Origin of the sequence: Haloferax denitrificans ATCC 35960 (assembly GCF_000337795.1) — an archaeon.
Lineage (GTDB): Archaea > Halobacteriota > Halobacteria > Halobacteriales > Haloferacaceae > Haloferax > Haloferax denitrificans.
On sequence record NZ_AOLP01000009.1, the window covers coordinates 420,334 to 433,055 of the forward strand.

Genomic DNA, 12,722 nt, shown 5'->3' on the forward strand with positions numbered 1-12,722 from the left:
GTCGAAAAGGCGTCCATGAAGGAGTACAAGATGCGTCGTGGGGAGACGCTCGAAGAGCGAATTCCGGACATGAAAGCGACGGTCGAAGACTACTTCGGCCCCATCACCGGCACCGAGGAGTTCAAAGGAAGCGACCTCTACGTCGTCGGCGAACCCAAGAACCCCGTGTTCACCCGTATCGTCGCCGGCGCGGTCAAGTACAGCGGCAAGAAGGACAAGCTCGCGGTCAACTTCGAGGAGGCCGACCCGGCCGACCTCGCTCCCGAAGACCTCGAAGCCGCGGGCGAGGCCGTCAGCGCGAAAAACGACTTCCTGTTGGAGGCGACGGGCCGCGACGCGAAGTCCCGCCGCGACTCGATGAAGCGCGCGGTCGAAGACGACGCGCCCGACGTCTGAGCCGTCCGTCGCACTCTGGTTTTCTTGCACACCTCGTCCGCCGAGCGGCCGCGCCACCGGCGAAACGTACATAGTGTTACCGCGTGACACTCTGGCCGTCTGCGACCGCGACACGCCTAGACACGAATTTTTATTTCGGTTGTGAGTAAAAACTTCCGGCACGGTTAAGTGCCGACGGGGTGAACTGACTATATGGCCATCGAGACTATTCTGCTCGCTATCGGCGCGGGCGACTCCAGCCGAATCGACAGACTCGCCGAAGAGACCATCGACGTAGCCGGACCGACCGGCGCGACGGTCGTCATCGGGCACGTCTTCACGAGAGACGAGTACGACGACGCGCTCGACAACCTCGATTTCGACATCACGGCCGAGGAGGTTTCGCCGGACGACGTGGCCCGACGACACGCCACCGTCCGCGAACTCACGCGCCACTTCGACGACGCCGACATCGACTACGTCGTCCACGGCCGGGTCGGCCACCACGGCGAGGAACTCGTCGAACTCGCGGGCGAGGTCGACGCCGACCGGCTCGTCGTCGGCGGTCGGAAGCGCTCGCCGGCCGGCAAGGCCGTCTTCGGGAGCGTCGCACAGGAGGTCATGCTCGAAGCGTCGTGCCCCGTGACGTTCGTCCGCGCGGACACCAAGTGACGGTCTGCGGGCGGCGTGACCCCCGATATCCCTGATTTTCGGAGGCAACTACATATCTTAGCGCGCCGTCAGCTTCCGCATGGACCACTCCATCGATTACCGCCCGTCGTTCGCCCTCCTCACCGTCTCGCTCGACGAGGGCGAGTCGCTCCGGTCGGAGGCCGGCGCGATGGTCAGCTACTCCGACGGTATCGACATCGAGACGAACGCGAAAGGCGGCCTCTTCGGGTCGCTCAAGCGGAGCGTCCTCGGCGGCGAGTCGTTCTTCCAGAACACGTTCAGCGCGCGACAGGCGGGCGAGATTTCGTTAGCGCCCCCGCTTCCGGGCGACATCGTCCACCACGGCCTCGCCGACGAGACGCTGTACGTCCAGTCCGGGTCGTACCTCGCTTCGGACCCCGCGCTCGACCTCGATACCTCCTTCGGCGGGGCGAAGACGTTCTTCGGGAGCGAGGGGCTGTTCCTGCTCAAACTGACCGGCACCGGCGACAGCTTCCTGTCGAGCTACGGGGCCATCCACGAGGTCGAACTCGACGACGGCGAGCGCTACACGGTCGACACCGGCCACATCGTCGCCTTCGACGAGACGACGGACTTCTCCGTCGAGCGCGTCGGCGGCCTGAAGTCCACCCTGTTCAGCGGCGAGGGACTCGTCTGTACCTTCACCGGACCGGGGACCGTCTGGACGCAGTCGCGTAGCATGGACTCGTTCCTCTCGTGGCTCATCCCCAAACTCCCGACCAACAACTCCGCGTGACCGCGTGCCGGGAGTTACATCGCCGCGAGTAAATCTGCCGAAAATCCCGCTTAGTTAAGTGGTGGGCGCATCCCTATGGGAACGATGGCGTACTACGTGGGCGTCGACTTGGGGGCGACGAACGTCCGTTCCGTGGTGGGCGACGACGAGGGAACGATCCTCGGAGAGGCCCGTGACAACACTCCGCGCGGCCCGACGGGAATCGCGGTCACCGAGGCGGTCCTCGGCGTCGTCCGCGAGGCGTGTGCCGAGGCGGGCATCGACCCGAGCGACGCGGTCGCGGCCGGCATCGGCGCAATCGGCCCGCTCGACTTGGCCGAGGGCGCGGTCGAGAACCCGGCGAACCTGCCGGACACCATCGACCGCATCCCGCTGACCGGTCCCCTCTCGGTGCTGTTGGAGACGGACGAGGTGTACCTGCACAACGACACGAACGCCGGCGTCATCGGCGAGCGGTTCCACTCCGACCGCAACCCCGACGACATGGTGTATCTCACCATCTCGTCGGGTATCGGCGCGGGCGTCTGCGTCGACGGGCACGTCCTCGCCGGGTGGGACGGCAACGCCGGCGAGGTCGGCCACCTGACGCTCGACCCCCACGGCTTCATGACGTGCGGGTGCGGCCACAACGGTCACTGGGAGGGCTACTGCTCGGGGAACAACATCCCGAAGTACGCCCGCGAACTCCACGAGGAGGACCCGGTCGACACCGCGCTTCCCGTCTCCGACCCCGATTTCTCCGCGGTCGACGTGTTCGAACACGCCGGCGAGGACGAGTTCGCCGACCACATCATCAGCCAACTGGGCCACTGGAACGCGATGGGCGTCGCCAACATCGTCCACGCGTACGCGCCGCTCATCATCTACGTCGGCGGCGCGGTCGCGCTCAACAACCCGGACCTCGTGTTAGAGCCCATCCGCGAGCAGATGAGCGAGATGGTCATGTCGAACATCCCCGAGATTCAACTGACGACGCTCGGCGACGAGGTCGTGGTCGAGGGGGCGTTGGCGAGCGCGATGACCGGTGGAACTGGCGACCGCTCGCGGCTGTGAGGCCGCGAGGATTCGCGGGTTTCAGCGCAGGTGGCACCGGTGACCGCTCGCAGCTGTGGCGTGGCACTTCCTGTCACCACGACCGAATTATCTCGATTGATACTCGGTGGCGCAGTCTTATAACCCCGGTCGAGAAACGCGATGACGTGCACCCGACGACGCCGAGTCATTCGGCGCACCGGTCGGCGCGTTCCCGTTCTCGTCGAACCGCGCGGTGCACGGGCGTTCCACCGGAAGCCTAGAACGGGACCGGTCGACACCCCCCACCACCATCGTCGACCGACCGACGCCAGCGGGGATATCCCACACCCACCCACCCACCCACCCACCCACCCATCCCCGCCGGCGTCGCTTCAGTTCTCACGCAACCCAGTGCAGACTGAGCGGTCCCCGCTCAGACCGGTTCCGCTCCTCCGTCCGATTTTTCTCCTCGGCACCCGCAGACTCACCGTGGACCGCCGCCAGTTCCTCCGCACCGTCAGTGCGAGCGCGCTCGCCGCCTCGACCGCCGCCGTCGCCGGTTCCCGCCCCGCTACTGCCCATCCCGGTCCGTTCGAGCCGTTGGGCCGCATCGATATCGACGGCGCGAAAGAGGCCGTCGTCTCGGCTGACGGCGAGACCGTGTTCGTCGCCGCGACCAGCGGCTACGCCGTCGTCGACATCTCCGCGCCCGACCGTCCCGAACTCCTCGCCGAGCGTCGCGACCTGCGTTCCGACCGCGAGGACGGCCCCTTTCGCGGCCTCTACGACGCGAAACTCGACGGGGACACCCTGCTGGTCGTCGGCCCGGCCAATCCGATTCCGGGCGCGCCGGCGGGCGTCCTCGTCGTCGACGTGTCCGACCCCGCGAGCCCCGAAGAAATCGCGTTCCACGAGACGGACTTCCCCATCCACAACTGCTTCGCCGCCGACGGCCGGGCGTATCTGACCGCCAACGACGGCGACCGGAACCCGCTCGTCGTCCTCGACGTCGACTCCGGCGACGAACTCGGCCGCTGGTCGGTCGTCGACGCCGACGACCGCTGGGCCGACGTGTCCCCCTCGGTTCGGTCCGTCCACGACGTGTGGGTCAGCGACGCGGTCGCGCACGTCGCCCTCTGGGACGCCGGCACGTGGCTCGTCGACCTTTCTGACCCCGCGTCGCCGTCGGTCCTCGGCGCGGTCTCGCCCGGTGACCCCGAGGACATCGCCGCGCTGACCCCGCGCGGCCGCCACCGCGAGAGACGGACGCCGCCCGGGAACCACCACTACGTCGCCACCGACGACGCCGGCGACCTCCTCGGCGTCGGCGTCGAGTCGTGGGCCGTCGAGGTCGACCGCGACGACGGCACGACCGAACTCGTCGGCGGGCCCGGCGGCGTCGAACTCTGGGACGTGGCTGACCCCGCGAATCCGGAGCGGCTCTCGACCATCGAGCCGCCGGCCGGCCCGGACCCGACGGTCGGCGGCGTCTGGACCACGGCGCACAACTTCGACTTCCGCGACGACAGGCTCTACACCTCGTGGTACCGCGGCGGCGTCAAGCGCCACGACGTGTCGGACCCGACCGACCCCGTCGAACTCGCGTGGTGGCGCGACCCCGACCGCGCGAGCTTCTGGTCGGCGCAGTACGCCTACCCGTTCGCCGACGAGGGCGTCTTCGTCGCGTCGAGCTGGGGCGTCGGCGACGCGTCGCCCGCGCTCTACACGTTCCCCGACCACGCCGGCGACCAGCGCGACCCGCCGACGCTCGGGGCGGAGCCGACCACCGAATCACTCGTCAACACGCCGTCCCCGACCGGAAACGAGACGGCCGCGTCCACGTCCGCCACCGAATCGGCGACGTCGACATCGACGACCGACGCGCCGGGCTTCGGGTTCGGCGTCGGCGCGGCGGCGCTCGGACTCGCCGGCTGGCTGGCCCGCCGTCGCGGGCGGCGCGACTGAGGGAGCGACGTAGCACCCGGCGCGGCGACTCGCGTGGTTTCCGCGTCGAATCTGTCACGAACGACCGAGACAGCCTTTCTCTCGTCGCCCGGCGCGTCGGGAGAACCGTTTCATTCTAATCCGTGGGGTTCGAAGTGTCGGGGTATGAGCGACGAGTCGGAGAGCCTCAAAGAGCGCGTCGAGACGTGGATGGTCGGCCAGATGCCCATCATCCAGATGCACGGCGGCAACAGCGTCGTGCGCAAGGCCGATGCGGAATCGGGGGAAGTCGTCGTCGAACTCGGGGGCGCGTGCGCCGGGTGCGGCATCTCGAACATCACCGCCCAGAACATCCAGTCGGACCTCATCATGACGTTCGACGAGGTGACCGACGTGCAGGTCAAGGTCCCCAGTTCGGGCGACCACGGAAGCAGTACCGTCGAGGGCGGCCGCGGCGGCGAACTGCAGTACGGCGACGAGGGACCGGGGCACTTCTAACCCATCTTTTTTCACGGGGTCCTCGGCAACGTCGTTGCCTCGAACCCCGCCAAAAAATCTGGACCAAAAAAGCCGGCTACTCCCTTCGGTCGTAGCCGTACGGTTCCCTCCAACACTCCATCCTGTTCCGCGATTCTCGATACGTATTCAGTCGTGTCGACCGTGTGAATCGGCCGGCCGTCCTCACGCTCCCGTTCCTCGTGGCCTTCGCGGAGTGTTCGTCGCCGGCCCGGATATCGGCCTCTCGACGACTCCCGCCACCACGACGACCGAGTCCTCCCCGGCAACGACGACTGACCGTCTTCCGAAGTTGCGATGTCTACCCCGACAGCGCCGACTCCAGACTCGACGCCACCGACCGCGCCTTCTCGGCCAGTTCTTCCGAGATGTGCCCGGCCTCGACGGCCTCGTCGAGTTCGTCGTCGTCGACGCGCTCGACCGTCCCGTCGGCGTGTTTCACCACGTCGACGTGGAGGTCGACGTACCGAATCTCGTCGGGGAAGCACTCGACGGGCGTGCAGATGTTGACGTAGGTCCCCTTGACCGTGCCCTCGGAATCGCGGTACACCGTCGGGTACCACCATCGCCCCTCGCGGAACTTCGTGACCGCCACGTCGCCGGACTCGCGGTCGACGCCGAGGGCGTCGTAGGTGCCACCGCCGGTCATGCTCCGCCGGAGTTCGACGGTTCCCTCGGAGTCGCGTTCCGTCACCTCGCCGGAGCCGAGCGTGATGAGTCGGCCGTCGGGCTTGCCGTGGCCGATTTCCACGTCGTCGCCTTCGAGCGGGCCGAACTGCGCGGTCACCACGTCGAAGGGGAACTCGCCGTCGGCGACCGACTCGCAGAGCGCCTCCGCGAGGTCGACGCCGGCGGAGGCCTTCGGCGAGGCGGCCTTCGTCCGGTGGTGGCCGGGCATCGTCGTCTCGACGGCCCGGCGCTGGGCGTCGAGTTCGAAGCGGGTCTCGCGGCCGAACCAGACCCACGTCGTCGCGGTGGGCGCGGCGACCGCCCGCGGGGCGTCGACGGGTTCCGAGAGCGCGTCGTCGAGTTCCGCGGCCACCTCGGCGGCCCGGTCGAGCGCGTCGTTCAGGGCGCTCATGTCGGCGTCGACGGCGTCGCGGTGCCAGCGGATGCCCCAGCCATCGGGCGGGTCGCCGCCGAGGAGGTCCGTCATGCCGGCCAGTTCGCGGGCGGCGGCCTCGTCGCGGGTGTCGACGCGGACGCCCTCCGAATCGGGGTCGAGGGTCGCCAGCCCCGCGACGGCGCGGACGTCGCCGGTCAGTTCGGCCCGGTGGGAGGCCCACGGCGGGGCCGACTCGGACACTTGCACGCGGACCTCGTCGCCGACTTCCACGCGGCCGTCGACGTCGCCGTACGAGAGGTAGCCTTCGGCCTCGCCGAGGTCGCAGACCGCGCCGCCGCCGAGGGTGTCGGTCACGCGGGCGTCGAACACCGCGCCGGTCGGCGCGGGGTCGTCCCACGCGAAGGTGTCGATACCGAGGTCGGTGAGGCGCTCGGTGGCCGTTTCGACCGCCTCTGGCGCGCCGGTCGCGCCGACGCCCTGTCGGTTCCGGGTCGTCTCGACCGACACGTCGTGGTCCGACGAGTCGAACTCGGCGTCGAAGCGGTCGCGAATCGGGCCGGACGCCTGCACCACGTCGTGGCCGGCGTCGAGGAAGACGCTCGTGAGCGCGGTGGCGTAGATGCCGCGGACGCGGACCCTCATAGCTCGTCGGCGTCGCGGGCGAAGGTGACGCGGGCGTCGACCGTCGGCCCGAGCGTCAGTTCGATTTTCTCCTCCGAGAGGACGCGACCGCCCTCGATGGGGACGCCCCACGAGTCGAACTTGAGGTAGCCGCGGAGGTCCGCGCCGTGGGTGTAGAGGTCGACGTGGTCGACGGCGTGTTCCTGCACGTCGGTGGCGCTGTGGGCCATCTCCATGTCCGAGTAAACCGTGCCGCCGTCGCCGAAGAACGCGGCGATGGCGTCTGCGTCCGATTCGACTGCGTCGCTCACGAGGTCCGACGCGGCCCGGAGGTCGTCGGTGTCGAGGCCGACCTCGCGGAGCGCCGCCTGTTCGCGGGGGTCGAAGTGCATACCCGCCCTTCGGAGCGGAGGCATTAACGTCGTACGGTCGGTCGCCGGCCGCTGGGCCGGGCGGCTGGTCGTCAGTCAGTCGGTCGTCGGTCAGTCAGTCTGTCGCCGGCCACCCGACTGTCAGCCCTTCGGCCGGTCGCGGGATGTCGTGGCCGAAGCTATTACCAGATGCAATACCCTTTGTGCTACGTGATGGACCAGCAGGACCCAGTCGAGCAGGCGTCCGACGGCTCGGACGACCTCTACGACATCGCCACGTGGGAGGAACGAACCTCGGTTGACGGGCTCGCGGTCGCGCTCTACCGGGTGTTGCTCGCGTCGACCCGCGCGCTGGTCATCCTCGCCGCGCTCCTCATCCTCGTCGGTATCGGCGGCCTGTCGGCGCTCACCGACCCGCAGGTCGGCGCGCTCACCCTGCTTTCGGCGCTCCCGGCGCTCGCGCTCGCGGGCTACGTCTACTACTCCGACGTGACCCAAAACGAGCCGCTGTCGATGCTCGTGGTGACGTTCCTCCTCGGCGTCCTCACCGCCACGTTCGCCGCGATTCTCAACTCGCTTCTGAGCAACGTCGGCCAGACCATCGCGGCCGAGTTCCAGTTGGCGCTCGGCTTCCTCGGGAGCGCCGTGTTCTACTTCCTCGTCGTCGGCCCGGTCGAAGAGACCGTCAAGCTCCTCGCGGTCAGGCTGTACGCCTACTCCCACGACAGCTTCAACGCCGTCATCGACGGGGCCGTCTACGGCGCGATGGCCGGCCTCGGCTTCGCCACCATCGAAAACGCCCTGTACATCACCCGCAACCTCACGTCTTCGGGGCTCGATGTCGGCTCCGGCGGCGTCGGCATCATCGCCGCCGGCGGGACGATTACCGCGGTCCGGGCGCTCGCCGGACCGGGCCACGTCATCTACTCGGCCATCGCGGGCTACTACCTCGGCCTCGCCAAGTTCAACAAGGAAAACGCCGGTCCAATCGTCATCAAGGGCCTCGTCCTCGCGGCGCTGGTCCACGCGACGTACAACACGACGGTCGGCCTCGGCTCGACCGTCATCGCGGGGATAACCGGCCTCGGCGGTCTCGCGGCCTTCCTCGTCTACGTCATCATCTACGACGGCGTCTTCGGGCTCTACCTCATCGGGAAGCTCCGCCGCTACAGCCAGGCGTACCACCGCGCCCACGCGCCCGGCCCGAGCGCGGCGTCGTTCAGCTCCGAACGGACGGAGTTCGAGGACTGAAGCGACGACGGCAGAACACGCGAGCCGAACCGACTCGCGGCGTCCTCTTTACTCGGCGACCAACCGCTCGGCGTAGCCGTCGAGCATCGATTCGACGTACTTCGCCACCACGTCCACTTCGACGTGAATCGGGTCGCCGACCGCCTTCTCCGAGAGCGTCGTGAGGTCGTAGGTCGTCGGGATGATGGCCACGGCGAAGGAGTCCTCGCGGCGGTCGGCCACGGTGAGGCTGATGCCGTCGAGACAGACCGAACCCTTCTGGACGACGTAGTTCGCCAGCGACTCGGGGAGGTCGAACTCGAAGAACCAGTCGTCGCCGACGCGCTCGACGTTCGTGACCGTCGTCGTGCCGTCGACGTGGCCCTGGACGATGTGGCCGTCGAAGCGGTCGTCGGCCGCGAGGGCGCGTTCGAGGTTGACGCGGTCGCCCTCGACGACGTCGCCGAGGTAGGTCTTCTCGACGGTCTCGGCCGCGAGGAACACCTCGAACCAGTCGTCGCCGAACGCTTCGACGGTCAGACAGACGCCCGAGACCGCTATCGACTGGCCGTGGTGGAGGTCGTCGAACGCGAGGTCGGTCCGGATGCGGAGGCGGCGACCGCCGTCGGTGTCGGTCACGTCGACGATTTCGCCCGGCCCCTCCACGATTCCCGTGAACATATCCGCGGCTTCGGACGGGCCGGGTTAATGCCTATCGTTTCCGTGTAGCATCACGTTTCCGTGATTATCGGGCCGTCTGCCGGTGTGGTCACCGCTTCCGACGAACCGTGTTCGACGGGAGAACACGGCGAGCTACCCTAAGTTGTAGTAAATCTTCTTTCCACAGCTCTTACACGCTGACTGGTTGTTCCGACCGAGACTGTTGGTGCCGATCCGCAGTATGTCGTCGCTCTTCGAATTGACCGTGATGTTCGCAATCTCTCCACAGCTCGGACAGGCGACTTTCGTGACTGGCATCCGTGATGTCCTCGTGATTCGTGAACGCGGCCTACTCCTCGTATCCGTCGATGTAGTCGTCGGTGACGCCTCCCTCGTAGCCATCGATGTACTCCTCGTCTTCGCTCGACGGCTTCCGTCCGGAACCGTCGCCACCTCCGGACCGAGGCGTCGACCCGGACGACGGTTCGTCGTCGATGGTGCGACGGCTCCGCAACTCGCGCCGCACGGCGTCGACTGCGGGGCTCCCGAGGAGTTCGTTTCGGAGCGCCTCCAACTCGGCCTCGGAGTACGACGATAACTCTGCGGTACCGGTCATCGCGTCCGCTTCGAGCTCTTCGACGTACTCGTACCCGCCGACCTTGTCCATGACCGGCGCTTCGAGCGGCGTTCGCCCGCCGTGTGGGTCCTCCGGTGGCCCGGTGTTCATGTCTAATCGGAGTCAGGACACGCTATTGAAACTATGGGAGCGAGTCGCACGAACACGACCCGACATCTCGCGGCGCTTCGTCGTTTCGACGGTTTCCGTGTCGTTCGTCTCGGTGTGGTCATTGATACCATACAATTTTACCGTCGTCGTCCGGAGAGTCGGTATGGACGTTCTGGCTCGACTGCGGAGCAGTTTCGTCACCGGTCTCATTCTCGTCACCCCGCTGGCCGTGACCGTGTTCGTCCTCCAGTTCGCGTTCAACCGCATCACCGCCGCGCTCCGCCCGGTCGTCCGTCAGGTGACGCCCTTCCTCGCCGACGCGCTCAACTACTCCGGCGACATCGTCCTCATCTCGCAGGTGCTGTCGGCGCTCATCATCGCCGTGGCCGTCTCGCTTCTCGGCTATCTCGCGTCGATGAGCCTCGGCCAGCGGCTCTTCGGGAGCTTCGAGCGCGGCGTTCGGCTCCTGCCGCTCGTCCGCACCATCTACTTCGGCGTCCGGCAGGTGTCGGAGTCGCTCACCGAACCGACTGCCGGCTACGACCGCGTGGTGTTGGTCGAATACCCGCGCGAGGGGCTGTTCTCCATCGGCTTCGTCACAAACGAGGCCCCGCCGTCGGTCTCCGAGGTCTCCGACGACGACCTGTTTACCGTGTTCGTCCCGCACAGCCCGAACCCGACCGCCGGGGCGCTCATCATGGTCTCGTCCGACGAGATTCGCGAACTCGACATGCCGGTCCGCCGCGGCCTCCGGCTTCTCGTCACCACGGGCCTGAGCGTCGACGACCCGGAGACGCTCCCCTCCGGGCCGGCGGGCTACGACCCCTCGAACGGCGAGGACGGCGTCCGGGCGGAGTCGGACCAGCGTCGCAACGCGGGCGAGAGCCGAGCCGAGTGACCTAGACTCCCCACAGGAGGACGATACCGCCCGTCGTGACGGCCGTGAGAAGCAGTTGGAGCGGCGCGCCCACGCGAAGGTAGTCGGCGAAGCGGTAGCCGCCCGGCCCGTACACCATCAGGTTCGTCTGGTAGCCGATGGGCGTCATAAAGGCCGTGCTCCCGCCGAAGGTGACCGCGAGGGCGAAGCCGAAGGGGTCGGCACCGAGGCCGAACGCGGTGTCGATGGCGACCGGAAGCATGAGGACGACGCTCGCAACCGGCGTGATGACGTTCGCCAACAGCCCCGTGAGCAGGTAGAACGCGGCGAGCACGACGACGACGGGCAGGTAGGTCGCGGCGACGCCGACGAGCTCCGAGATGAGCGCGACGCCGCCGGTCAGTTGGAGCGCCCGCCCCAGCGGGATGACGCCCGCGAGCAGGAAGATGACGTTCCAGCTCACCGCGCCGTAGGCGTCGCTCGCCGAGAGACAGCCGAGCGTGACCATCGCGGCGACGCCGCCGAGCGCGGCGATGGCGATGGGCACGACGCCGAGCGCGGCCAGTCCGATGACCGCCGCGATGACGGCGAACGCGCGGAACGACGTCGGTGACAGTCCGCCGTTGTCCTCGATGAACTCGTCTGCGACCTCGCTGGTCACGACGAAGTCGCCGCTGTCGCGGAGGTATCGCGCCGTCTCGTTCGTCGTCTGGAGGAGCAGTGAGTCGCCGACTTGGAGTTCCACGTCTCTGAAGTGCTCGCGGATGAGGTCGCCGCCGCGCCGACGGACCGCGAGCACCGTCGCGTCGTAGCGCTCGCGGAGTCGCGCGCCGCCGATGGTCTCGCCGACGAGGCCGGACTCGCGGGGGACGACGAGTTCGACGAGCGCCACGCGCTCGGGGCGGTCGAGTTCGGCGTCGGTGACCGACGCGCGCGGGAGGAACCGCAGGTCCGCGAGGTCGCAGAAGCGCCGAATCGTCGCCGGGTCGCCCCGGATGGTCAGGATGTCCCGCGACTCGACCTCGCGGTCGGAGTCGGCCGCGATGAAGTGCTCGCCGCCGCGGAGCACGTCGAGGATGTCCACGTTGAGGTCGCGGTAGGTGTCGTCGGAGACCTCGCCCGCCGGGATGCCGACGAGCGGCGACCGCGCGGGGACGAGCACGCGGGCGAGAAACGGCTCGACGCCGTAGTTCCCGGTTCGGTTTCCGGGCTCGATTCGCTCGGGGAGGAGCCGCGGCGCGACCGTCAGGAGGTAGCCCGCGCCGACGACGAACACCACCGCACCGAGGGGCGTGAACGTGAACATCGAAAACGGCGGCAACCCGGTCGCCTCGGCGTAGGCCTCGCTGGCGACGAGGTTCGTCGCCGTCCCGACGAGCGTGAGCGTGCCGCCGAGCATCGAGGCGTACGAGAGGGGAATGAGGAGCTTCGACGGCGAGACGTTCGCCTGGTCGGCGAGGTCCGAGACCATCGGCACGAACACCGCCACGACCGGCGTGTTGTTGACGACGCCCGCGATGGGGCCGGTGAGGCCGACGACCGCGGCGAGCAGTCGGGACTCGCTCCCGTTCGTAAACGAGGCGACCGCGTCGCCGAGGACGCGAATCGCGCCGGTCTGTCGCACCCCCTCGCTGAGGGCGTACATCGAGAGGACGGTGATGGTCGCGGCGCTCGAAAACCCCGACAGCCCCGTCTGGAGGTCCACCCGCGTCCACGGTTCGAGGACGACGAGCGCGACGATGACGCCGATGGCCGTCACGTCCGGCGGGGCCGCCTCCGTCACGAACAGCGCCATCGTGACGACGACGAGCGCGAAGACGACGAGCATCCCGGAGGTGACGGCGACCATGCGGGCAGTCGATTCGGAGGCGGCTTAATGCTACCCCGCGTGA

At 68.1% G+C, this 12,722-nt stretch carries 13 protein-coding genes; 8 read left to right on the plus strand and 5 right to left on the minus strand.

Annotation, left to right across the window (positions count from 1 at the left end):
• The first annotated feature begins 15 nt into the window (after nucleotides 1-15).
• The 6 genes from C438_RS09215 to C438_RS09240 all read left to right on the plus strand — a co-directional run bounded on the left by C438_RS09215 (nucleotide 16) and on the right by C438_RS09240 (nucleotide 5,260).
• Nucleotides 16-396: a DUF5611 family protein gene (locus C438_RS09215; RefSeq protein ID WP_004969086.1), complete on the plus strand. Its 381-nt coding sequence runs from the start codon at nucleotides 16-18 to the stop codon at nucleotides 394-396.
• A 192-nt stretch (nucleotides 397-588) separates the two neighbouring features.
• Nucleotides 589-1,047 carry a universal stress protein gene (locus tag C438_RS09220; RefSeq protein ID WP_004969087.1) on the plus strand — a complete coding sequence of 153 codons (459 nt, stop codon included), beginning with the start codon at nucleotides 589-591 and terminating at the stop codon, nucleotides 1,045-1,047.
• Nucleotides 1,048-1,126: 79 nt separating this feature from the next.
• A complete protein-coding gene (locus C438_RS09225; protein ID WP_004969088.1) occupies nucleotides 1,127-1,804 on the plus strand; it encodes a TIGR00266 family protein in 678 nt (225 codons plus the stop codon).
• A gap of 84 nt (nucleotides 1,805-1,888) precedes the next feature.
• Nucleotides 1,889-2,857 (plus strand): ROK family protein, encoded by a 969-nt coding sequence (locus tag C438_RS09230; RefSeq protein WP_004969089.1) that lies wholly within the window; start codon nucleotides 1,889-1,891, stop codon nucleotides 2,855-2,857.
• A gap of 450 nt (nucleotides 2,858-3,307) precedes the next feature.
• Nucleotides 3,308-4,783, plus strand: coding sequence for an LVIVD repeat-containing protein (locus C438_RS09235; protein WP_004969090.1), 1,476 nt, complete (start codon nucleotides 3,308-3,310; stop codon nucleotides 4,781-4,783).
• A 144-nt stretch (nucleotides 4,784-4,927) separates the two neighbouring features.
• Nucleotides 4,928-5,260 carry a NifU family protein gene (locus tag C438_RS09240; RefSeq protein WP_004969091.1) on the plus strand — a complete coding sequence of 111 codons (333 nt, stop codon included), beginning with the start codon at nucleotides 4,928-4,930 and terminating at the stop codon, nucleotides 5,258-5,260.
• 319 nt (nucleotides 5,261-5,579) lie between these two features.
• On the opposite strand, the gene C438_RS09245 is transcribed toward C438_RS09240, so the two are convergent.
• Both C438_RS09245 and C438_RS09250 read right to left on the minus strand, forming a co-directional pair.
• Complete coding sequence (locus tag C438_RS09245) at nucleotides 5,580-6,986, minus strand: DUF402 domain-containing protein (protein WP_004969092.1); 1,407 nt, start codon at nucleotides 6,984-6,986, stop codon at nucleotides 5,580-5,582.
• Entirely contained in the window at nucleotides 6,983-7,357 is a 375-nt protein-coding gene (locus C438_RS09250) for a DUF7532 family protein (RefSeq protein WP_004969093.1), read from the minus strand. The genes C438_RS09245 and C438_RS09250 overlap by 4 nt, the downstream gene beginning before the upstream one ends.
• Before the next feature lie 192 nt (nucleotides 7,358-7,549).
• Between C438_RS09250 and C438_RS09255 the strand changes: the two genes are divergently transcribed.
• Nucleotides 7,550-8,587 (plus strand): PrsW family intramembrane metalloprotease, encoded by a 1,038-nt coding sequence (locus C438_RS09255; RefSeq protein WP_004969094.1) that lies wholly within the window; start codon nucleotides 7,550-7,552, stop codon nucleotides 8,585-8,587.
• A gap of 48 nt (nucleotides 8,588-8,635) precedes the next feature.
• Here the strand turns inward: C438_RS09255 and C438_RS09260 are convergent, their stop codons facing one another.
• Nucleotides 8,636-9,247, minus strand: a complete 612-nt coding sequence (locus C438_RS09260) for a riboflavin synthase (RefSeq protein WP_004969095.1) — start codon at nucleotides 9,245-9,247, stop codon at nucleotides 8,636-8,638.
• A gap of 328 nt (nucleotides 9,248-9,575) precedes the next feature.
• Entirely contained in the window at nucleotides 9,576-9,953 is a 378-nt protein-coding gene (locus C438_RS09265; RefSeq protein WP_239640670.1) for a hypothetical protein, read from the minus strand.
• 163 nt (nucleotides 9,954-10,116) lie between these two features.
• Here C438_RS09265 and C438_RS09270 point away from each other — a divergent pair, with 163 nt between their 5' ends.
• Nucleotides 10,117-10,851, plus strand: a complete 735-nt coding sequence (locus C438_RS09270) for a DUF502 domain-containing protein (RefSeq protein ID WP_004969097.1) — start codon at nucleotides 10,117-10,119, stop codon at nucleotides 10,849-10,851.
• A 1-nt stretch (nucleotide 10,852) separates the two neighbouring features.
• On the opposite strand, the gene C438_RS09275 is transcribed toward C438_RS09270, so the two are convergent.
• On the minus strand, nucleotides 10,853-12,679 hold the full coding sequence (locus C438_RS09275) for an SLC13 family permease (RefSeq protein ID WP_004969098.1): 1,827 nt from the start codon (nucleotides 12,677-12,679) through the stop codon (nucleotides 10,853-10,855).
• Nucleotides 12,680-12,722: the final 43 nt, after the last annotated feature.

Bases quoted from the DNA above. Each gene is read 5' to 3' on its own strand.
- C438_RS09215 (WP_004969086.1), top strand. From the start codon at position 16: ATGAAGGAGTACAAGATGCGTCGTGGGGAGACGCTCGAAGAGCGAATT.
- C438_RS09220 (WP_004969087.1), top strand. From the start codon at position 589: ATGGCCATCGAGACTATTCTGCTCGCTATCGGCGCGGGCGACTCCAGC.
- C438_RS09225 (WP_004969088.1), top strand. From the start codon at position 1,127: ATGGACCACTCCATCGATTACCGCCCGTCGTTCGCCCTCCTCACCGTC.
- C438_RS09230 (WP_004969089.1), top strand. From the start codon at position 1,889: ATGGCGTACTACGTGGGCGTCGACTTGGGGGCGACGAACGTCCGTTCC.
- C438_RS09240 (WP_004969091.1), top strand. From the start codon at position 4,928: ATGAGCGACGAGTCGGAGAGCCTCAAAGAGCGCGTCGAGACGTGGATG.
- C438_RS09245 (WP_004969092.1), bottom strand. From the start codon at position 6,986: ATGAGGGTCCGCGTCCGCGGCATCTACGCCACCGCGCTCACGAGCGTC.
- C438_RS09250 (WP_004969093.1), bottom strand. From the start codon at position 7,357: ATGCACTTCGACCCCCGCGAACAGGCGGCGCTCCGCGAGGTCGGCCTC.
- C438_RS09255 (WP_004969094.1), top strand. From the start codon at position 7,550: ATGGACCAGCAGGACCCAGTCGAGCAGGCGTCCGACGGCTCGGACGAC.
- C438_RS09260 (WP_004969095.1), bottom strand. From the start codon at position 9,247: ATGTTCACGGGAATCGTGGAGGGGCCGGGCGAAATCGTCGACGTGACC.
- C438_RS09265 (WP_239640670.1), bottom strand. From the start codon at position 9,953: ATGAACACCGGGCCACCGGAGGACCCACACGGCGGGCGAACGCCGCTC.
- C438_RS09270 (WP_004969097.1), top strand. From the start codon at position 10,117: ATGGACGTTCTGGCTCGACTGCGGAGCAGTTTCGTCACCGGTCTCATT.
- C438_RS09275 (WP_004969098.1), bottom strand. From the start codon at position 12,679: ATGGTCGCCGTCACCTCCGGGATGCTCGTCGTCTTCGCGCTCGTCGTC.